The sequence below is a fragment of the Peribacillus suis genome (genome assembly GCF_059384845.1).
The window spans coordinates 2,046,960-2,068,580 of record NZ_CM182019.1 but is presented as its reverse complement, the minus strand read 5'-3'; the positions used below and the strand labels follow the sequence as shown (position 1 = coordinate 2,068,580).

The window sequence follows — 21,621 nt, the reverse complement described above, 5'->3', positions numbered from 1 at the left end:
CTAGATTTTTTATCCAGTGGAGCCGCAATGCAAATATTAAATGTATAATAAATTATTATACATTTAGGAAATAACCAAGAAGTATTACCAATTTCTTCTATTGGTAGATTTCAAAAAAATCGAAAAGAAAAATATAAAATTATCTTTTCACATAAATTTTCACATTTATTTTATCTGAATAGGTTATTTTAACTGTATTTTCATTCACTAGTGTGATTATAGGATCAATAATAGTAGAGCCAGATACACATAAAATAAATGGTTCTAGTGTATTTAAGTTATGCACAATGGTAGTTGAGAACTTATTGCCATCTGATTGAAGGGTTACAGTTTGTTTGAACTCAATTTCTGGATTAAATCCCACGAAAATGGCTGTATCGGGTATAGGTAAAGTTATATTATTGAAGGTGTTTTCTGATGAAATTAGTTTAACCATAGGTTTACTATTATTATAATAAGCTAGTTTTAAAATCGGATTAGTTCCTTTATAATTAAAATTACTGTCGTTTATAATTAGAGTGAACACCTGATTAACAATTTTTTCGTGAAAGATGAGAAAATTAAATTTAGGATTAGAAATTTCAATATTACACTCATTTAGTTTTATTACTCCGCTAGGTTGATTAAAATCAGTTGCGAATATATAAGTTAAAGTAATAGCAACTATTTCGCAATTGTTTAGAATAGTCGTTGAGGAAAAACCTTGAGAATTAATATTTCCAACCTTCACAACAGTATCTATGAGTTTTGAATTTAAAATAGTTACTTCTCTATCTTTGGTAATAAAAGTATGATTATTAATAATACTATTGGTATATTCACAATTATCCATAATAACTTTTTCACTAAAGGTTTTATCATTACGGGTCTGCACGTTTATCTTCAAGTTGTTAAATGAGCATCTATTAAATTTATAAACCTTAAAACTAATTTCTTTTAATGATAGGGAATCCACTATGCAATCTTCCATTTTATACATCGAAATTACTGGTACGCCGACTAAAGTAGCGAACTTTATACGGTTATTCCTAAATGTATTGTTAAGATTACTAACCCCCAAATCCACTCCTGTGATATCCACAAAATTATTATTAACAATATTTATTTGGTAAGAGTTATTTGCAGCGACACCGAAATTACCTCCGTATATACTATTCTCTGATATATTAACATAGGCATTGACAAAGTTAGAATTCATTAATCCAATTGAGGATCCACAATTGTGTATTATATTCCCTTTAATGTTAGCATATAATAGACTATACAGATTAATACCAATCATATCCATATTGTAAATGTGATTATTCTCAATCTGTATAGAATAACATCCAGCAAGAATCCCGTGATTACTTCCATATATGAGGTTGTTTCTAATCACACAGTTATCTCCGTATGAGTCTTCTTGATTAATCCCGTATCTAGTTGAATCGCTAAAAATATATTTGCCGTCTAGAAAACTGTTAGTTCCTTTCCCATTATCTCTAATTGTATTGTGTTGTATAATATTATAACTTCCTCCAAGTGAAATGCCTCCTCTATGGCCATTAAATATCTCATTGAATTCAACTAGATTATGGTGGGGAATTAAACCAAACTTTAAACTTATTTGAAGATTTTTACCAGGATTAGTTTCGTTGGTGAATTGCATTCTCATTCTCGAAGCTGAAACAGGTATAGAAATATCAGTATAAATTTTTTTCTTTTTAAGCACTCCAATAAAAGTATTATCTGCTTTGTAAAAGAAGACATCTACTTCCTTGTTCATTAAATTAGTTAATCTTGAATAACCTGCACCAGCGATTTGAAAAGAAGAAAATTCTACATCAGTTGGAATATTAATATATCCTGTTGTTAAAGAATTGGAAGAAGTAGCTAATTGTCCAGTTGTATAATCTAATGAATTTAATGTTAGATACATGTTAAATTCGACTAATTCTTTAATTGCTGAACTGGTGAATGTAATATTATCTCCCATATAATCTCTTACAATGCAATGTTTTATAGAACTATATCTTGTACTCTTTTGAAACACTACACCATAAGTATGTTCCATTTTTCTTTCAGCTGTTGGATTTGAAAAGCTTCGGTCATCTCTGCAACCAATAATTGTTCCGCCAACTAAATGAGCATTTGTAGTATTATCAAATTCTATACTATTACCTTTGAAATTGTAATAATCAGTTGTTGTCCTGTTATCAAAAGGAGATTTTTTATCAGAATCATAAATGACTTTCAAGGTGGATCCATTTAAGTCCAAAGTCATATTGCTAACCATTTTTATCGCTCTTGGATAACAAAGTGCGTATTGTCCTCTTGGCAAAACTATAGTCGTATACCCATTATTTGTAGCAAATTGGATTGCATTGTTTATCCCTTGAATATTTGCATCTGCGGTCATATAATCTGCGACTGTATAAGGCTTGCTAGGTAATCCCTGTTTTATGTTCCATTTGACAAGGTCAATTGTATACAAGCTTTAAGACACTCCTTTTTAATGTTTAATTGATAAATATTTTATGTTTTTTACTGTGTTTCTTTAACTCTTTTAAGATATTATATGAAGTGGAAATTTTTTTGATTGGACAAGTAAGCTAATTAATGTCAACTTAAACTTTGTGGAATTGGCATAACTGAAAAATCTAAGAACTTGTGTTGGATCTTATCGTAACTTTGAAGTGCACCCCAAAAGTTAGAGTCAAAATCTAACTTTTGGGGTGTTTTAGTATGGCTAAATATAGTGAGGATTTTAAGTTGATGGTTGTGAGAGAGTATCTGAAGGGTCTCCTTGGCTACGAACTACTCGTGCGTAAATACGAAATCAAATCATCTACGCAACTTAAAAATTGGGTAAATATATACAAGAAACACGGTGCTGTTGGACTTTCTAGAAAAAAACTATCCTGTTCAATTCAAGCTGGATGTACTAAGCTTTAGGAAAAGGACAGGCGCATCTTTAACTGAAACAGCTCTTCTCTTCGGCTTAACGAATCCATCGATGATTTCTTCGTGGAATAAAAACTTCTTGAGGGTGGTGCTGAAGGCCTGGACAAACCGAAAGGAAGGCCAGCCATGTCAGACAAAGCGAAGAAGAACAGTCAAAGAAGTAAACAACCTGTAAAAGACAAAGAGATGATATGTGAACAGAAACTAGAACGTGAAAATGAACTTCTCCGTTTGAAGGTTGAGTACCTAAAAAAGTTGCGAGCTTTTCAGATGAATCCGGAAGGCTATCTCGAAAAGCACAAGCAGCGCTATCATTCGAACTCAAAGAAGAATTCCGACTGAAGGATGTGCTTCAGGTCATTGGCATTCCAGAATCCTCTTATCATTATCATGTAAAAATAATGAATCAAAAAAATTCTCATCAGGATCTGGAAACAACGATACAATCCATTTTTGTTGAGCACAATGGAAACTATGGCTATCGCAGGATTCGTTTAGCATTAAAGAACCGGGGAATCCTAGTGAATGATAAGAAAGTACAACGCATCATGAAAAAGAGAGGTTTGAAGGGGGATAAGTTCATCCGGAAATCACGTCGTTTTAGTTCGTACAAAGGAACGATCGGCAAGGTAGCGAAGAACAGAACATCGCCGGTTCAAAACCCCTATTCCCTTTCAAAAACTCACCACTGACATTACAGAATTTAAGTGTGCGGATGGAGGTAAACTCTACCTCAGTACGATTATGGATATGTATAATGGTGAAATTCTTTCGTATGGGATGAATATGCATCCGACACTGGACTTCGTGATGGAGCCTTTGAAGGAAATTCTTCGAGTAGTAAAAGAGGCAAGGTACCGAACGACCATCCATTCAGATCAAGGCTGGCATTATCAGCATAGAAAATGGGTTCTTACATTGAAAGAACATCACGTGTTCCAAAGTATGTCCCGAAAGGGAAATTGCTTAGATAACTCGCCTATGGAGAACTTCTTCGGATTGTTAAAGCAAGAGATGTATTATGGTGAACCACTTCCCAAGTACGAGGAACTGAAACGAGATATCGAATCCTACGTTCATTATTATAATAACTAACGCATTAAACAGAAATTGGCTGGTATGAGCCCGGTTCAATACCATCTTCACACCAACCAATTGGCTGCGTAATATAAAACTCTAACTTTTAGGGGTCACATCACTTATACGATTATAACGGATTTTTCAATATTAAATTTCATTTCCAATTAACCTGGAACAAAAACCCTCATCCACTCACCATTAACAATTTGAAACTCCCAATGTCCAGCAGCAGAGATAGCTGTTTCAAAGGTAACATTTTGATGATGCAAAACTTTAGGTGCTTCATATTTCAGTTTGACTTTGTTTTTCTTTTCCATTATATTTCCTCCTTTTTACTTGGAGCAAGAGCATGTTCCTTTGTCAAAATCGTATACGTTGATTTTTTCTTTGTTGCCCGCTTTATCAATGCTGTAGTATTCCAAGGTGTGGGTATTTTCGGCATAGACATCAAATGGATTTGTATAGACTTGCCAAGCACCACCGTTTATACGATATAAGGTTTCTTTTACACCGGATTTATCATCAGTCGCTGTGTAAGTAACGGTTAACGCGATGATATAGGTGTTTTTATCGTTGAAAATAGGAGTCATTTTATTTTTTGTGACCGGCGGTATTGTGTCTGGGTCAATAACCGTTACGATAGCTGTATCAGTTAATCCACCTTCCAATGTCGTGACCGTGATGGTGGCTTGGCCTAGACCGACAGGGTGGACGATACCATTTTCTACAGTGGCTACACTCGGATCGGAGGTAGACCAAGTAACATTTTGATTAGTGGCATTGGACGGATTTAGCGTTGCCGTTAAGGTTTGGTCCGCATCGCCTAGATTAAAATTCAGTGTTTTAGGGTCAAGTGATACGCTTAACACTGGCGCTGTTACAGTAACGGTTGCTGTATCTATGAATCCCCCATCTTCCGTCGTAACTGTAATAATTACTATACCTGGTCCAACAGGATGGACGATACCATTTTCTACAGTGGCTACACTTGAATCAGAAGTAGACCAAGTGACATTCTTGTTAGTGGCATCGGATGGAGCAATGGTAGCAGTTAACGTTGCGTTTTTTCCACCAACAATTAGATTAAGTATTTCTGGATCAATTGATACACCAGTAACTGGAACCGTGACGGTAATGGCTACTGTATCGGTGAAACCACCGTCTTCTGTCGTAACTGTTATTGTAGCTTTTCCTGGTCCGACTGGGTGAACGACACCGTTATCGACAGTTACGACACTTGGGTGGGAGGTAGACCAAGTAACATTTTTATTTGATGCATTGGATGGAGCAATCGTAGTAGTTAGTGTTTCATCTTTTCCGCCTACGATTAGGTCAAGAGATTTAGGGTCAAGTGATATACCGGTTACAGGAACCGTTACAATAACAGTTGCTGTATCGGTAAACCCGCCATCTTCTGTCGTAACGGTAATCATAGCCTTACCTGGTCCGACTGGGTGAACGACTCCGTTATCGACAGTTGCCACACTTGGGTCAGAGGTAGACCAAGTGACATTTTTATTTGATGCGTTGGATGGAGCGATCGAAGCAGTTAACGTTGCATCTTTTCCACCAACAGTAAGATTGAGAGAATTAGGATCAACGGTTACTCCTGTCACCGGTACTGCAACACTAACTTTAGCTTTGTCTTGAAGTTTGCCATCTTCTGTTGAAACAGTAATAATAGCTGTGCCAGGACCGACAGCATGGACGATGCCATTTTTCACAGTGGCAATACTAGGGTCAGAAGTAGACCAGACGACGTTTTTGTTAGTAGCGTTATTGGGTGATATTGCGGCTGTTAATGCGGCATCTTTTCCACCGACAGTCATGTCTACATTTTTTGGATTGATTGATAAGCTTTTAACAGGTACTAGTTTACTAGCACACACGGTTATCAAGGACCAATCGTAATGTCCATTTTTGGTAAATACTTTTACTATGGCGACTCCAGGACTTATGGCGCGCACTACTCCATCAGAAGATATGGTAGCTACTTTTGGGTTAAAAGATAACCAAATGAGTTCCTGATTTGTCGCATTCGATGGTTTAATTGTTGCTTTTAATGTTGCGTCTTCTCCATCAACAGTAAGGGTTACTATTTTCGGATTTAAATGCACAGATGAAACAGCGATAACCGGATCACAAACCGTCACAGTGACTTTGTCTTTAAAATTCCCGTCCTGTGTTGTAACAGTAATTGTAGTTGTACCCGGTTTGACAGGATGTACAAGCCCGCTACTTGAAACTGTAGCTACACTCGGATTGGATGAAGTCCAGGTGACATTTTTGTTAGTGGCATTCGATGGTTTAATTGTCGCATTGAGTGGAGTATCTTTATCATCGATGTTTAGCTTTAATGAATGTGGATTTAAAGAAACACCTTTTACTTCAATATTTGGATTACTTACAATTACTGTGGTTCTAGCTTTAAAGTTACCATCTTTTGTAGTGACAGTAATCGTAGTGTACCCCGCACTTACAGAGTGGACAATTCCACTGCCAGATACCGTGGCTACCTTAGTATTTGAAGAAGTCCAGGTGACCTGTTTATTTGTGGCATTAGAAGGTTTAATCGTTTCCGTAAGTCTTTCATCTTTTTCCTTAACGTTCATATATAAGGTATCCGGATGTAAGGAAACACCCGTTACAGGGACAGATTTATTGCCTTTTCCACCTCCATTTGTTGCATAGGCTTGCGAGCTACCGTTTAGATAAATAAAGAAAATCGTTAGCATTAAAATAGTGAGCGTTTTAAAATACCTTGTAAACAACATAAAATCTTCCCCCAGTAAAGAATGTTTTATAGAAACTAAACTATCTTTGGTACCCTCCCCCTATCAAAATATCTTTATTTATAAAGAATAAGCACGGAGAGAACAGGTTGAAGGTAATGGTATGTATTCCTCACTCACTCGATATATCTCACGTTATATAGAACTAAATACCCTATATTTTTCAGAATACCATCGTTCTTGATAAAGAACAATACGTTTGAAAAATAATTAATGAATTCATTAATTCATCATTTTGACTTTGGAAATGGCAAGTATGTTTAAATTTATGAGCAATATATTATATATCGCTTGCAATTTGTTCTTTAAAAAGAATAAACAATCCCTTATAATGACCTCTATAGGATAATATTACTAATATCATAAAGAAAGGAACTAATTATGAAAATAATTCAAACTAAAATAGGGGAACATTTTATCCAGATAGAAAATGCTCCTGATACTATAGACGGAATGTTTCGTGATTTAGGAAACTCAAATAAAAATCCTGATCTTACCATAACCGTCCAGATGGAATTTGGAGAACCTTTTGTAGATTACGAGGTGAATGTTACTAAAACGGCTGATAGAATTTATTTCCGAAGATCGGATTATCTAGTAGAAGTAGATGCAGGTTACCAATTTGCCGAAATTTCCGCTTATAATGAGTTGGCTTTAAAGCATGCATTCATAAATTTATATAGTTCATTCATTGTATATCATGAATGGGGGTTGTTACTTCACTCCTCCTGTGTGATTGATGACGGAAAAGCTCACATTTTTGCTGGGCACTCGGGAGCTGGAAAATCAACGGCTGCTAAACTATCATATCCCAGAAATCTTCTGTCGGACGAAGCGACCATTTTAAAAGTTACCCCTGATAAAGTAGAAGTTTTTAATTCACCTTTTCGAAGTGAACTACGATCAGAGGGAGAAGAGGGCCACTTACCATTAGGTAGTATACAATTTTTACATCAGTCACTTACTAATCGAAGAAGTAAATTAGCGAAGTCGGACACGCTTTTAACTTTGATTGATAAAGTGTTTTATTGGTCCGATGAGCCAGTGAATACTAAAGTGATTTTGGGCATGTTAACTAAAGTTGCAAACCAGGTGCCAGGATATAATCTTTTTTTTCAAAAAAATAATTCTTTTTGGGAGCTGATCTCGTAATGATTCAATATATACAAAGTAATCATGTGGAAGCTACACAGCTTGATGATGAGTGGATTATTTTACATACGGATACATTCACAGTCACAAAATTAAACGGACTCGGGGGATATTGTTGGGATCTTCTAAGCCAGGCTCAAACGGTGGATTCCTTGATTCAGAAAATCACGAATCAATATGACACGACAGAAGATGAATCTAAAATTGATATAGAAAATTACTTAACTGACTTATTAAATTTTGGTTTAATTCAGAATGTTGTTTGATAAAGAGACAGTAGACTTATTTAAAACTGTGGTGAAAAAAGAAGGATCTTTTCATCTACCAGCTCAAGGGAATAGTATGTACCCTTTCATAAAAAGCGGTGATATCTGCTATTTTAATGAATGTAAGCTAGTTCAATTGAAAAAGGGAGATATTGTATTGTTTTATAGTGCAACAAAGCGATTGATTGCGCACCGTTATTATAAGGAAATGAAGAATAATCAACAGCGGCAATTCCTTTTCAAAGGAGACACGAATTTGGGCTACGATCAGCCCATACATGGAGAACAGATTGTCGGTAAGCTGCTTTATGTTCAAAAAAGGCATACTAAACTTTATGTTTCTAATTTTCTAGCTAAAACATGGGGGAAACTGATTATGTCTGTTCCAATGTTGACGATTGTTTTACGAAGGTATATCAATTTTCAACGAAGGAAAAAGGGAGGGGTTAATTAATGAATCCTACATTGTTGCACATTCTATATGATTCACATATAGGGCTGCCCAACGATTCAGCCTATTATTGGGGGCTTCTTGATGATATTGAAAAATCGAATGTTCACGCACAAACATATACTATTATGAAGCAGGGAGGGAGGTTGGAGGCAACTCCGGTGTTCTATCAACAAATATTAAAAGAAAAATTTCAACGTGTCTTATTCCAAAATATCCTTATTAAAAATCAAACGAACCAAATCCTGAATGTTTTTGAAAAAAGCGGCATAGATATCATTCCGTTAAAAGGAACTGCATTTGCTGAACAACATTTTGGTCATCTAGGATCACGACCAACCTCTGATATTGATCTATTAATTAAACCTACTGATATGGATCGTGCTATTGATATAGTTAAAAGCTTGGGATACATAGAAGAGAGGAAACCAATCCCATTCCATTTTCATCGTTCATACAGTAAAGTCCTACCTGGTTCTTCTATTCCCTTAACGGTCGAACTTCATTGGGATATTTTAAAGCAGACTACTGCAAATTTTTGTGTTGAAGAAATTTGGGAGGAAGCATTATCAATAAATGACTCTTTCTTTATTAAACAATTTTCTGAGTTTCATCTTTTTTATATGATTTGCCTACACGGATGGCGGCATAATATGGAATCATTAAAATATTTTATTGATATTATCCAACTGATTTCTACTCTGGATATTGATTATAAAAGATTACTGGAAGATGCAAGCCGCCACAAAACGAGAAAAAGAATCATCAGAACGTTATCAATTGTATACCATCAGTTACCGACTCTTCATTTAATCAAAAAATTTCCTGATGAGATTCCGACTTCTTATGATCAACGGAATTCACCATTAAAAAAGTATGTGGATTTCATTGATTATTCATTCCTTAGTTACGATTCCCCAAAACATAGCATGGTTGAGCTTTATCATTGGCTGCATCCTAAATATTAAATACCAGATAGGATCCACATACACAACTATTTTACTTCGCTCCTTTGAACTTTCATGTGTTTAACTCTCGTTCGTAAAACAATCTGATGACTTCCCTCTTCCAATAAAGAATATAGCTCTCTAAGATAATATACAGGTAAATTTTCTTCCCTAAATTAAAGAAAATTAATCCAAAATAATGTATAGTTAAAAAGACGAGATTCGAACAAACATTCGTTTCTTGTTTGTAAGCTAACTTCTTAGAGGAACAGGGGAGAGAAAGTGAACGGAACAGCACATATGGCAATAGGGGCAACAGTAGGATTTCTAACGGCGAACACTCTACAGACCGATCCAACCACCACGTTATTTCTAGTCGGTGTAGGTGGAGTTTCAGGATTAATGCCTGACATGGATATTGACGGGAAGTTGAGTAATAAGATTACCTTTTCTCACAAATTCATTCGAACTTTGGCTCAAACCATCGGAGTTCTTATGATCATTTATAGTCTTTTAGCAAGTTCTGAAACGGAGAGATGGCTAGGTGTAGGCGCAGGTATCGGTATTATTATCATTTCTTCTTTTATAACACAAAGACATATGTTGACTCTTACAGGTCTTGGTATTTTAGGGACTGGGCTCTCTTTAGATGTTGACTGGCTATGGCTTTTAGGAATTTATATTATACTAGCTTCCTTTACACCGCACCGTAGTTATACCCATTCGATAGCGGGGGTTCTATTCTTTGGAGTGATTGCGTTTCAGTTCCAAGAGACATTGGGGACTGAAGGGATTTTCACTACTTGCATTTTAGGGTACATAAGTCATTTGCTGGCTGATATGAAGTTTCTGCCCTTTAATAAACGGGGGGTAAAGTTATTGCTACCATTTTTCTCAAAGGAATTTTAGGAAAAGCCGCAGTGTTTCTTTAATAGAGACATTGCGGCTCCTTTCCTTTTATATAAGGTGATCTTTATTTTAGTATCGTTTATTTCCTAAATCTACTAATGTAATATAATTGTAAAGTCCCTGTGATGCGCATGTTATGACTTTTCTAGTATATTAGGTTTAGCATATTGCATCAGGGGGTAAGTTATATTGTTAAAGAAAATTTTTGTCGGATTGTCGTTAGTTACAATGATTGGATTTGGTTCCTTTACTGGAAACAATGTAGAAGCTGCATCTTATCATACCAAAGCAATTAAAACCGCTAAAAGTGAATTAGGGACGAAATATAAAATGGGTGGTATGTCTTCTTCCGGTTTTGACTGTTCAGGTTTGGTGAAATATTCATATAACAAAGCTGGAAAGACATTACCGCGAACAGCTGCTGACATTTACAAAAAAGGAAAGAAAGTTAAAACCTTGAAAAAAGGGGATCTAATGTTCTTCTCACCGAATAAAGCAAAAAAACCAACGCATGTAGCGATATATATAGGTGACAATAAATTCATACACTCCGCATCTTCCAAGGGAGTTACCTACGCAAAGACGAATAATAGTTATTGGAAACCACAGTATATTGGGGCAAAACGTATATAATTAGTAAAACTATTCCTTATAGAAACGGAAATTGAGGCTGAATTCAGTCTCTTTTTTTATTTAACAGATTAAATGTGCACTAAAACTAGTCAAGCAAAATTCTTGAAAGTCAAAGAAGGTCAATGTATAATAAAGGCATAAGGTCAAAGTTAGTCAAAGTCAAATGATAACTCGTAATAATAAATAAGGAGGAGTACTCATATGTTATGTGAAAAATGTCATGAAAACCAAGCAAATATTCAGGTTCATCTCAATATGAATGGGCAACAGCATGATGTCAAATTGTGCTCCACTTGTTATAAAGAAGAACAAAATAAACTTGGTGCAGCCATGGGAGGAATGGATACAGGAAAGTTCCAATTTGATGGATTTTCAAATTCATTCAACCCTTTTAATAGTAGCAACATGCCTCCATCAAAACCCGTACAAGAAGATAAAGACGGAGGTTTGCTTGAAGAGTATGGTCACAATCTGAATGATGTTGCAAAAGCAGGACTCATTGATCCGGTCATTGGAAGAAATGAAGAAATCAAAAGAGTCATCGAAGTGTTAAATAGACGAAACAAAAACAATCCAGTTTTGATTGGTGAGCCTGGCGTTGGTAAAACAGCTATTGCAGAAGGATTGGCCTTAGCAATTGTTGAAGGAAAGGTCCCGGAAAAATTGCGTAACAAACTGGTTTTTTCACTCGATATGGCATCTCTTGTAACGAACACAGGCATTCGTGGTCAATTTGAAGAAAGAGTGAAACAATTAATCAGTGAATTACAAGATAGAAAGAATGTCATTCTATTCATTGATGAAATTCACCAAATCGTAGGTGCTGGTTCAGCTGAAGGTTCAATGGATGCAGGGAATATTTTAAAACCTGCCTTAGCACGCGGTGAACTTCAACTTGTGGGTGCAACGACCCTTTCTGAATATCGGAAAATTGAAAAAGATGGGGCACTTGAACGACGATTCCAACCCGTACAAGTTGATGAGCCGACAACAGAAGAAGCGATAGTCATTTTACAAGGTCTGAAAGATCGTTACGAGTCTTTCCATGGAGTCATATATACGGAGGAAGCGCTGGAAGCAGCTGTCGAACTTTCACATCGTTACATCCAAGATCGCTTTCTACCAGATAAAGCAATTGACTTAATGGACGAAGCCGGCTCAAAACAAAATTTGACGATTGAATATAGTCAAGAGGATGTAGTAAAACAACGTCTTGAACAAATCTTTAAAGAAAAAGAATTGGCTCTAAAAGAAGAAGCCTACGAAAAAGCGGCTGAGCTTCGAGATGAAGAAGAAAAGTTGGAAAAATCCCTACAGGCTGGAGCCAATGCAGCTAAACCGAATGTCACTGTAGAAGATATTCAAAGGATTATAGAACAAAAAACGGGAATTCCTATAGGCAAGCTGCAGGAAGATGAACAGAAAAAAATGATTCATCTTCAAGAGGATTTAATGAAAAAAGTCATTGGTCAAGAAGAAGCAGTCAAAAAGGTTGCAAAAGCTGTTCGTCGAAGCCGTGCAGGTTTAAAATCCAAAAACCGTCCGACCGGCTCTTTCCTTTTTGTTGGACCGACCGGCGTGGGTAAAACTGAATTGGCTAAAACGCTAGCCGAGGAACTGTTTGGCGATAAAGAAGCTATGATTCGCCTTGACATGAGTGAATTCATGGAGAAACATAGTGTTTCTAAATTGATTGGTTCTCCTCCGGGTTATGTTGGTCATGAGGAAGCAGGACAATTAACTGAGAAAGTTCGCCGTAAACCTTACAGCATTATTTTATTGGACGAAATTGAAAAAGCCCATCCTGATGTGATGCATATGTTCTTACAGATTCTTGAGGATGGTCGTCTGACGGATAGTCAAGGAAGGACTGTAACATTTAAAGATACTGTCATCATCATGACAAGTAATGCTGGAGTCGGTGAAAAGCAAAAAGTTATGGGATTCGGTACGAGCACTGCTGTTGAAGAAGCTTCAATCCTACAATCATTGGGCAGTTTCTTTAAACCGGAATTTCTAAACCGATTTGATAGTATTATCGAGTTCTCCGCACTGAAGAAAGAAGATTTATTACAAATTGTCGATATCATGATTCATGAACTTGAAGAAAACCTGACTGCTCAAGGCTTATCACTTGTCGTGACGGATGAAGCCAGAAACAAATTGATTGAAATGGGTTATCACCCACAGTTTGGTGCAAGGCCGCTTCGCCGTGTTCTTCAGGAACAACTTGAAGATGGCATAACAGACTATATTTTTGAACAGCCTGAGGTGAAAAACTTCAAAGCAGTCGTTGAAGATGACCAATTGAAAATTATCAATTCATAATGATTAGTACTAGAAATGCCTCCAAGACAGTATGACTGTAATGGGGGCATTTTTTAAAACGTTCTATAAAGACCGCTACTTTAGTTGAATAATTAGAATTCCTTTAATGAAATCTTTGTTTGAAATAGTTTTTTTGATAATGACACCAATTACTTGAAGGAACTGCAATAGAAAACTGTTAGGTATAAACAAGGACTTATTTCTTTTTGCAGAGAGCATAGTATATAATATTGTGTAACGATGGGAAAAATGGTATATGTTTGATGGTGAAACAGTTGTGGAATTAAAAGGAAAGTGCATTCACTTTTATGGATTGGGCCATTCAAATGAAATCAAAATAGTATATAAAAAAACGAATTCCTATTTCATAAGGGGAATTTCATTGGAGGAGTGACCTATGAAAGATTCACTTTCTTATTTCGAAGAGGAAAATACCAATCAAGCACCTAAGGAAAAAGAAATCGAAAAAATTCTGGACTCCTTGCCGGTTGCAGAAATTGACCCAATGAGCCCGCAAGAAATGGATAACCTTTATTATTATGATGGAAATGATTTGGGGAATGACTTTCAACTAGATCGAACAGCTTTTCGTCTTTGGGCACCTACTTCAAGCGAAGCTAAGCTTGTTACGTATAAAAGTTGGGATGATCCTGTTGGTACCGAGTTTGATATGAAGCGCTCGGAGAAGGGAACGTGGACGGCTGAACTTCCAGGTGATCAAGATGGCTTGATTTATACATACAAAGTGAAAGTCGGTAATGTATGGAATGAAGCTGTGGATCCATACGTCCGTGCCGTCACAGTTAACGGGAATAGAGGGGTAGTCATTAATTTAAATGATACCAATCCCCAAAAATGGAGTACTGATAAGCCATCGTTAGCTAAACCGGAGGATGCGATTATATATGAACTTCATATCAGGGATTTATCAATTCATCCTGACAGTGGGATTCAACAAAAAGGTAAATATTTAGGTGTGACTGAAACAGATACTATAAGCCCATATGGTACGAAAACAGGAATCAATCATATTAAGGACTTAGGTGTAACTCATGTTCAATTCATCCCCATATTTGATTTTGCTACGGTAGATGAAACGAGATTGACTGAGCCTCAATATAACTGGGGATACGACCCAAAAAATTATAATGCACCCGAAGGATCCTACTCATTGGACCCTTATCAGCCGAAACTAAGAATTAGAGAGTTAAAGCAGATGATTCAAACGCTGCATGATCAAGGTTTACGTGTCATCATGGATGTAGTTTTCAATCACGTATATACAGTGGATGACTCAAATTTTAATAAACTCGTACCCAATTACTTTTTCCGCTATAACGAAGACGGAACACTTTCTAATGGGACGGGGGTAGGGAATGACACCGCTTCCGAACATAACATGATGCGTAAATTCATTGTCGACTCTGTGGTTTATTGGGCAAAAGAGTATCACCTCGATGGCTTCCGGTTCGATCTTATGGGGGTTCATGATGTGGAGACGATGAATGAGGTGAAAAAAGCTGTTCATGAAATTGATCCGTCTATCATTCTGTTAGGTGAAGGATGGGATATGAATACACCACTGGATGCTTCCTTGAAGGCAAACCAGAAAAACGCGCATAAGATGCCGGGTATTGCTCATTTTAATGACGCCATTAGAGATGGCTTGAAAGGTTTTGTAATGGATAAATACGATAGGGGCTTTGTCAACGGCAAACAAGGCATGGAAGATATCGTAAAAAGGGGAATTGCTGGTGGATTGAAATACGATGATCATTTAGCTACGTACCAGACCCCATCCCAGGTCATAAATTATGTAGAGGCACATGATAATTATACTTTATGGGATAAGCTTGTCATCACCCAACCTGACGTGTCAGATGAAGAACGTAAACAGATGCATAAATTGGCAACTTCTGTCGTATTGTTATCTCAGGGAATCCCCATGATACATGCCGGTCAAGAATTCATGCGAACAAAAGATGGAGATGAAAATAGCTATCAATCCCCAGATTGGATCAATCGACTGAATTGGAAACGAAGAGCGGAATTCGACCATGAAGTAGAGTATGTAAAAGGATTAATTGCTTTGCGAAAAAAACATCCTGTATTTAGACTTACTTCGGCTGAAGAGATTGAACGGCACTTGATGTTCCTCGATGCTCCTGCAAATGTAATAGCTTATTCATTAATGACAGAAGATTCAAATATAGTTGTCATTCATAATGCAAACTGGCATTCAATCGACATTACTTTGCCTCATCTAAAAAAGTGGTCACTTTTAGTTAATGGACAGAAAGCGGGTCTAGAAACAATAGAAGTAATTCATGGTAGTCATATTAACGTATCACCCTTAAGTTCATTTGTGATAAAAAGTGCTGCCGATTAATATCTCATGAGAACCGAAAAGGAAGAACGGTAAATTGCGTTCTTTCTTTTTTTCGTGAAAAAAGATAAGATGAATCGTTCTAATGGCAAGTTTGAATCTAAAATGCTATCAAAAGTACCGGAAGATTCCAGGACAGATGTGATTATCCATTATTTTAACAAGTTTAAGGCGTTTTTAAGCAGGGTAAATTAGATTTATAGATTGACCACTTGTATTAGGAGGAGTTTATTTTGCGAGAAAAAGTACATATAAAAATTAATGGAGCGGAGACAGTTCTGGATGGCAACCAAACAGTGCTACAAATGCTTAATGATAGTTCAATAGAGGTTCCTAGTGTTTGTTATCATCCAAGCTTAGGGCCGATTGAAACTTGTGATACGTGTCTCGTTAGTGTAAATGGTGAACTTGTGAGATCTTGTTCAACTGAAATCAAAGACGGAGATGTGATTGATACATTAGCACCTGATGTGAAAGAAGCACAGGTAATGGCAATGGATAAGATATTATATAACCATGAATTGTATTGTACGGTTTGTGATTATAATAACGGCGGTTGTGAAATCCACAATACGGTGAAAGAAATGAAAGTGAACCACCAAAGTGTTCCGTTTGATCAAAAACCTTATGAAGTGGATCAATCCAATCCATTTTACCGATATGACCCTGATCAATGCATCCTTTGTGGCCGGTGCGTAGAAGCCTGTCAAGATGTTCAAGTAACAGAAACATTATCGATTGATTGGGAAGCCAAAAGACCACGGGTCATTTGGGATAATAATGTTCCTATCAATGAATCATCATGTGTATCATGCGGCCATTGTTCAACTGTTTGCCCATGTAACGCGATGATGGAAAAAGGAATGGAAGGGGAAGCGGGCTTTTTGACAGGCATTGCTAAACAAACCCTTAGACCAATGATTGAAATTACCAAAAATGTCGAAACTGGATATGGATCTATTTTAGCCATTTCTGATATGGAATCTGCCATGCGTGATGCAAAAATCAAAAAGACAAAGACCGTTTGTACATATTGCGGTGTAGGCTGCAGCTTTGACGTGTGGACAAAAGATAGAAAAATATTAAAAGTAGAACCACAAGCAGAAGCACCGGCAAATGGTATTTCTACTTGTGTAAAGGGTAAATTCGGTTGGGATTTCGTGAATAGTGAAGAAAGGCTAACTAAGCCATTGATAAGGGAAGGCGATGCTTTCCGCGAAGCCGAATGGGAAGAGGCACTGAATTTAATTACTAGGAGATTCACTGAAATCAAAAAAGAAAACGGACCTGATTCTTTAGCCTTCATTACTTCCTCAAAGTGTACAAATGAAGAATCGTACTTGATGCAAAAATTGGCCAGAAGCGTTATTGGAACCAATAATGTCGATAACTGTTCTAGATATTGCCAAAACCCAGCAACCGTTGGTTTGTTCAGGACCGTCGGTTATGGTGGGGATACAGGTGGAATTAAGGATATAGAAAAATCTGAACTTGTTTTGATCATTGGATCGAATACTTCAGAATCTCATCCAGTTTTATCGACCAGGGTTAAACGTTCACATAAACTTGGAAAGCAAAAATTAATCGTTGCTGATATCAGGAAACATGAAATGGCTGAACGCTCTGATTTATTCATTCAACCGGCTCCAGGTTCAGATATCGTTTGGTTATCAGCCGTGTCTAAATATATCATCGATAAAGGCTGGGCTGACAAAAAGTTCATCAAAGATCGTGTGAATGGCATGGATGAATACATCAGAAGCCTGGAACCTTTTACAATGGACTATGCAGAAAAGCATACGGGAGTAAGCAAAAAAGATTTAATCACCATTGCAGAAGCACTTCATGAAGCTAACAGTGCTGTTTCCCTTTGGGCAATGGGTGTAACACAGCATATAGGTGGAAGTGATACAAGCACCGCCATTTCCAATCTCATGCTTATTACTGGTAACTATGGAAAACCAGGAACAGGTACCTATCCATTACGAGGTCATAATAATGTTCAAGGAGCCAGCGACTTTGGTAGTACGCCGGACAAACTTCCTGGATATGAAATGGTCACAGATAAAAAAGTCCGGGATAAATATGAAAAAATATGGGGCACACCAGTACCTTCAAAGCCTGGACTGAACAATCATGAAATGGTCGAGGGCATCCATGAAGGCACCTTAAAGGCCATGTATTTAAAAGGGGAAGATATGGGATTAGTCGATTCCAATATCAACTATGTACATGATGCATTTGAAAAGCTGGACTTTTTCGTAGTACAAGATATCTTTTTATCCAAAACTGCTGAATTTGCGGATGTCGTTCTTCCTGCTAGCCCAAGTTTTGAAAAAGAGGGTACGTTTACAAATACGGAACGCCGTATTCAAAGATTGTACCAAGTGTTTGAACCCCTTGGTGACTCTAAACCTGATTGGCAAATCATTATGGAAGTGGCAAATAGGTTAGGTGCCGGATGGAATTATGCTCACCCAGGTGAAATCATGGATGAAGCCGCTCGCTTATCACCAATTTATGCAGGTGTAAGCTATGAGCGGTTAGAAGGATACAATAGCCTTCAATGGCCCGTTGCCGCAGATGGTCAGGATACACCACTTCTATTTACAGAAGAATTCCCATTCCCGGATGGGAAAGCACGGCTATTCCCGGTTGAATGGTCAAAACCAATCGATTTTGGAGAAGAATACGATATCCATGTGAATAATGGAAGATTATTAGAGCATTTCCATGAAGGAAATCTAACATATAAATCGAAAGGAATCACTTCCAAGACTCCAAATGCATTTCTTGAGATTTCACCTGAATTGGCTGAAGAAAGAGGCCTAGAGGATGGTACGCTAGTCCGCCTTTCTTCTCCATACGGAAATGTAAAAATACAGTGTCTCATTACCGATCGAGTGAAAGGTAAAGAGGTCTACTTGCCAATGAATGATTCGGGAGATGGCGCCATCAACTTTTTGACCAGCAGCTATGCTGATAAAGACACGGATACTCCAGCCTATAAAGAAGTACAGGCAAAAATGGAAGTATTGAAGGCGAAAGGAGAAAATCCATTACCTCGCATCAACCATCGTAATGGTAATCCTCAACCTCAAATCGGGGTACAAGTACAGAAAAAATGGGCCCGTGAAGATTATATTTTCCCTGGTGACCTCTTAAAATTAAAAAAGGAGTTGAGGAACCGTGGCTAAAGCGACAAAAGTAATCAATCGCATAGAACTCAGTGAAGAGGAATTACGAAAAATTGAATTCGAAGATATTGAAAGAACTCTTCTCGAAAATAAAGAGGTCATTAAAGAAACGTTCGAAGTCATGAAAGGCATGCAGGACCGTGGGATACTTTCCATGGTCAACAGCCTGCTGAAGGAAGGAGATAAAGTCCTGAATATTCTGGTCAAAACAGCGGATACTCCTGAAACAGCCAATACTCTAAAAAACCTTCTTCTCATGCTTGGAACATTAGGAACGCTAAATGTTAAACAGCTGGAGCCACTTATCCTGAAGGTGAATTCAGGTATAGCCAGAGTCGCAGAAATTGATAAATCGGATGAAAAATCCGGCTACCTTTCATTGGTACGTTCATTAAATGACAAAGAAGTAAAACAAGCGATGACGTTATTGATGACCTTCTTAAAAGGAATGGGAGAAGACACAAGTGATTTAGAACGAACCACTCAATTACCAGAAGATCAACAAGTTCATAAAGAAAATGAACAGGCAACCATTCAAAGACCGACTTCAAAGAAAGATTTCGGTTCAAGTATGCCCAGTAAAAGCGGAAGAGAATCAAGAAAAAGCAGTAATTGGCTTTGGATTGCAGCAGGGGTTTCCCTCATGACCCTTCCGCTTCTATCAAAGAGGCAAAAGAACGAACAAAATAAAATTGAATAATAACGAGAGAAGGATCCTTATACTGAGGGTCCTTTTTTAAGGTTTCATTTAAACAATCCACTTGTAGTTTAAAACTTTTACACATAAAATAAGGGTAACCAAAATTTTCAAGGAGTGTAAAAATGAAACTTAAATACACAGCGTTAAGTCTCGGTATGTGTTCGTCTTTATTACTTTCAGCATGTACTGAAGAGAAAAGTGAAGTGAAGCAAGAAACTAGTCATGAGAGCCATGACCATACCGTTTCTGGGGATGTTCAGCAAGAAACTATTAACAAAGCTACAGCACCTGAGTTTCTTTCTGGAAAACCTGAAGACATGAAAACCATCTATTTAGCCGTTGCCCAAAACCAGGCGTTATTGGAAAAAATACCGTGTTACTGTGGATGTGGAGAGGAAGCTGGCCACAAAAACAATTACGATTGTTTTATCCATGAAAATAAAAAAAATGGAGCAGTAGTTTGGGATGATCATGGGACCAAATGTGGAGTATGCCTAGAGATAGCAGCACAATCCATCCTTGATTTAAATGATGGAATGACGATAAAGGATATACGGGACAAAGTAGATAAAGCCTATAAAAAAGGGTATGCTAAACCAACTCCGACTCCTGAAGTGTAAGTAAGAGTTCAGGTACTAAAAAGGAATGAAAATAAATCCAAAATAAAGAAACAGGTGCACTTATGTATCTGTTTCTTTATTTTATCCCTTTTTCTTTGTAGGCATTGATTCCAATCTTGCAATCAGAAATCCTAAGCTCAAGATGTAATAATAATAGGAGCTATGGGGATACTTCCTCATATAAGACATTCAAGGGAGTTTTCATATTGACTTTAATCCGCCTTGGTTATGTAGCTATGAGCAATCAAGTACCACATTGTTCGCCTTCTCAAACGATGACTTTTGCACAATTCTCTAAAATTAAAGATAAAGAAGCTGCAATACGAAAGTTAGAAAGGATTTCCGCTTCAAATCTCCAAAATTGCTGGCGTCTTCTCATACATAATGCGGCATATGATATCCAGTTTTTTCGTCTTTCTTCAAAACTTATACCTCTAGTAAACCATCCAGAAATACCAAAATGGGACTATCTTGAACCACTGGCTGATGAACTGAACAAGATAAAAGATTTCCTTCTATCTCATCCAGAAGTGCGGATAGACTTTCATCCAGATCATTTTGTCATCTTGAATAGTAGCAATATTGATATACTAAAAACTTCAATGAAAACACTGAAAATGCACTTTTTATTATTGAAGAAACTAGGTATTGATCCTGAGCATCGGTGTGTTCTCCATGTAGGTGGAGGGTATGGCGAAAACGAGAAAGCTTTGGAACAGTTCATACTAAATTGGGGGATCATCCCAGAATCTCTTCAAAGGATGATTATCCTTGAGAATGACGATACGACTTTCACTTTATCAGAGACACTCTACTTATGTGAAAAACTGGGCGTACCTCTTGTATTTGATTATCATCACTATCTAGCTCATCATTCTAAGGATGAAGATTGGAGCGAGCATTGGGATCGTATCCTTAATACATGGCACTATTCGAAATTACCACCCAAAATGCACATTTCTAGTCCTAGGAATGAAAAAGAATTTAGAGCACATGCAGATTTTGTGGATGTTAATATGTTTGTCGATTTTTTACGGGAAATCAAGGGGAGTTTACCACAGTTGGATTGTATGATTGAAGCAAAACAAAAGGATGGAGCTCTATTCCAGTTAATGGACCAAATAAAAGAATTTCCTGAAATTGAAATCATTGATGGGGGGAGCTTTTATATACACTGATAAAATATAATATTTTTTAAATACTTGGTAAAATAGTTG

The 21,621-nt window shown here is 37.0% G+C and carries 17 protein-coding genes and 3 pseudogenes; 16 read left to right on the top strand and 4 right to left on the bottom strand.

Annotated elements, in window-relative coordinates:
* Nucleotides 1–139 precede the first annotated feature (139 nt).
* Nucleotides 140–2,473 carry a right-handed parallel beta-helix repeat-containing protein gene (locus tag AC503W_RS10040; RefSeq protein WP_494917172.1) on the bottom strand — a complete coding sequence of 778 codons (2,334 nt, stop codon included), beginning with the start codon at nucleotides 2,471–2,473 and terminating at the stop codon, nucleotides 140–142.
* A 251-nt stretch (nucleotides 2,474–2,724) separates the two neighbouring features.
* On the opposite strand from AC503W_RS10040, the gene AC503W_RS10035 reads away from it, so the two are divergent.
* The 4 genes from AC503W_RS10035 to AC503W_RS10020 all read left to right on the top strand — a co-directional run bounded on the left by AC503W_RS10035 (nucleotide 2,725) and on the right by AC503W_RS10020 (nucleotide 4,038).
* Nucleotides 2,725–2,934, top strand: coding sequence for a transposase (locus AC503W_RS10035; RefSeq protein ID WP_494917170.1), 210 nt, complete (start codon nucleotides 2,725–2,727; stop codon nucleotides 2,932–2,934).
* Nucleotides 2,935–3,069: 135 nt separating this feature from the next.
* Nucleotides 3,070–3,285, top strand: a complete 216-nt coding sequence (locus AC503W_RS10030; RefSeq protein WP_494917168.1) for a hypothetical protein — start codon at nucleotides 3,070–3,072, stop codon at nucleotides 3,283–3,285.
* 59 nt (nucleotides 3,286–3,344) lie between these two features.
* Nucleotides 3,345–3,635: an IS3 family transposase gene (locus tag AC503W_RS10025; protein ID WP_494917166.1), complete on the top strand. Its 291-nt coding sequence runs from the start codon at nucleotides 3,345–3,347 to the stop codon at nucleotides 3,633–3,635.
* Nucleotides 3,610–4,038, top strand: coding sequence for an IS3 family transposase (locus AC503W_RS10020; protein ID WP_494917327.1), 429 nt, complete (start codon nucleotides 3,610–3,612; stop codon nucleotides 4,036–4,038). The genes AC503W_RS10025 and AC503W_RS10020 overlap by 26 nt, the downstream gene beginning before the upstream one ends.
* A gap of 149 nt (nucleotides 4,039–4,187) precedes the next feature.
* On the opposite strand, the gene AC503W_RS10015 is transcribed toward AC503W_RS10020, so the two are convergent.
* The 3 genes and pseudogenes from AC503W_RS10015 to AC503W_RS10005 all read right to left on the bottom strand — a co-directional run.
* Entirely contained in the window at nucleotides 4,188–4,340 is a 153-nt protein-coding gene (locus tag AC503W_RS10015) for a hypothetical protein (protein WP_494917164.1), read from the bottom strand.
* A gap of 15 nt (nucleotides 4,341–4,355) precedes the next feature.
* The gene (locus AC503W_RS10010) at nucleotides 4,356–6,176 is read right to left on the bottom strand and encodes an Ig-like domain-containing protein (RefSeq protein ID WP_494917325.1); all 1,821 of its coding nucleotides are present in this window, start codon (nucleotides 6,174–6,176) and stop codon (nucleotides 4,356–4,358) included.
* A gap of 51 nt (nucleotides 6,177–6,227) precedes the next feature.
* A pseudogene (locus AC503W_RS10005) lies at nucleotides 6,228–6,635 on the bottom strand (Ig-like domain-containing protein); the annotation flags it as partial.
* A gap of 561 nt (nucleotides 6,636–7,196) precedes the next feature.
* Between AC503W_RS10005 and AC503W_RS10000 the strand changes: the two are divergent.
* From AC503W_RS10000 to uvsE, 12 genes and pseudogenes are all read left to right on the top strand, one after another.
* The gene (locus tag AC503W_RS10000) at nucleotides 7,197–7,967 is read left to right on the top strand and encodes a hypothetical protein (RefSeq protein ID WP_494917163.1); all 771 of its coding nucleotides are present in this window, start codon (nucleotides 7,197–7,199) and stop codon (nucleotides 7,965–7,967) included.
* Nucleotides 7,967–8,233 (top strand): PqqD family protein, encoded by a 267-nt coding sequence (locus tag AC503W_RS09995; protein WP_494917161.1) that lies wholly within the window; start codon nucleotides 7,967–7,969, stop codon nucleotides 8,231–8,233. The genes AC503W_RS10000 and AC503W_RS09995 overlap by 1 nt, the downstream gene beginning before the upstream one ends.
* Nucleotides 8,223–8,687, top strand: a complete 465-nt coding sequence (locus tag AC503W_RS09990) for a signal peptidase I (protein ID WP_494917159.1) — start codon at nucleotides 8,223–8,225, stop codon at nucleotides 8,685–8,687. Before AC503W_RS09995 ends, AC503W_RS09990 begins: the two co-directional genes overlap by 11 nt.
* Nucleotides 8,687–9,652 (top strand): nucleotidyltransferase family protein, encoded by a 966-nt coding sequence (locus AC503W_RS09985; RefSeq protein ID WP_494917157.1) that lies wholly within the window; start codon nucleotides 8,687–8,689, stop codon nucleotides 9,650–9,652. The genes AC503W_RS09990 and AC503W_RS09985 overlap by 1 nt, the downstream gene beginning before the upstream one ends.
* Before the next feature lie 261 nt (nucleotides 9,653–9,913).
* A complete protein-coding gene (locus AC503W_RS09980) occupies nucleotides 9,914–10,540 on the top strand; it encodes a metal-dependent hydrolase (protein ID WP_427591298.1) in 627 nt (208 codons plus the stop codon).
* 189 nt (nucleotides 10,541–10,729) lie between these two features.
* Entirely contained in the window at nucleotides 10,730–11,173 is a 444-nt protein-coding gene (locus AC503W_RS09975) for a C40 family peptidase (RefSeq protein ID WP_427651816.1), read from the top strand.
* Nucleotides 11,174–11,374: 201 nt separating this feature from the next.
* Nucleotides 11,375–13,501 (top strand): ATP-dependent Clp protease ATP-binding subunit, encoded by a 2,127-nt coding sequence (locus AC503W_RS09970; protein ID WP_494917151.1) that lies wholly within the window; start codon nucleotides 11,375–11,377, stop codon nucleotides 13,499–13,501.
* A 436-nt stretch (nucleotides 13,502–13,937) separates the two neighbouring features.
* Nucleotides 13,938–15,890 (top strand): annotated as a pseudogene (gene pulA, locus AC503W_RS09965) (type I pullulanase); the annotation flags it as partial.
* 230 nt (nucleotides 15,891–16,120) lie between these two features.
* Entirely contained in the window at nucleotides 16,121–19,084 is a 2,964-nt protein-coding gene (gene fdhF / locus AC503W_RS09960; protein WP_494917148.1) for a formate dehydrogenase subunit alpha, read from the top strand.
* Nucleotides 19,077–19,643 (top strand): annotated as a pseudogene (locus tag AC503W_RS09955) (helical membrane plugin domain-containing protein); the annotation flags it as partial. The gene fdhF and the pseudogene AC503W_RS09955, both read left to right, overlap by 8 nt.
* A 263-nt stretch (nucleotides 19,644–19,906) precedes the next feature.
* Nucleotides 19,907–20,404, top strand: coding sequence for a PCYCGC motif-containing (lipo)protein (locus AC503W_RS09950; protein ID WP_494917146.1), 498 nt, complete (start codon nucleotides 19,907–19,909; stop codon nucleotides 20,402–20,404).
* 206 nt (nucleotides 20,405–20,610) lie between these two features.
* Nucleotides 20,611–21,582: a UV DNA damage repair endonuclease UvsE gene (uvsE, locus tag AC503W_RS09945; protein ID WP_494917144.1), complete on the top strand. Its 972-nt coding sequence runs from the start codon at nucleotides 20,611–20,613 to the stop codon at nucleotides 21,580–21,582.
* Nucleotides 21,583–21,621 lie beyond the last annotated feature (39 nt).

Coding starts and splice junctions, on each gene's coding strand:
- AC503W_RS10035 (WP_494917170.1), top strand. CDS start 2,725: ATGGCTAAATATAGTGAGGATTTTAAGTTGATGGTTGTGAGAGAGTAT.
- AC503W_RS10030 (WP_494917168.1), top strand. CDS start 3,070: ATGTCAGACAAAGCGAAGAAGAACAGTCAAAGAAGTAAACAACCTGTA.
- AC503W_RS10025 (WP_494917166.1), top strand. CDS start 3,345: ATGAATCAAAAAAATTCTCATCAGGATCTGGAAACAACGATACAATCC.
- AC503W_RS10015 (WP_494917164.1), bottom strand. CDS start 4,340: ATGGAAAAGAAAAACAAAGTCAAACTGAAATATGAAGCACCTAAAGTT.
- AC503W_RS10000 (WP_494917163.1), top strand. CDS start 7,197: ATGAAAATAATTCAAACTAAAATAGGGGAACATTTTATCCAGATAGAA.
- AC503W_RS09995 (WP_494917161.1), top strand. CDS start 7,967: ATGATTCAATATATACAAAGTAATCATGTGGAAGCTACACAGCTTGAT.
- AC503W_RS09990 (WP_494917159.1), top strand. CDS start 8,223: ATGTTGTTTGATAAAGAGACAGTAGACTTATTTAAAACTGTGGTGAAA.
- AC503W_RS09985 (WP_494917157.1), top strand. CDS start 8,687: ATGAATCCTACATTGTTGCACATTCTATATGATTCACATATAGGGCTG.
- AC503W_RS09970 (WP_494917151.1), top strand. CDS start 11,375: ATGTTATGTGAAAAATGTCATGAAAACCAAGCAAATATTCAGGTTCAT.
- AC503W_RS09950 (WP_494917146.1), top strand. CDS start 19,907: ATGAAACTTAAATACACAGCGTTAAGTCTCGGTATGTGTTCGTCTTTA.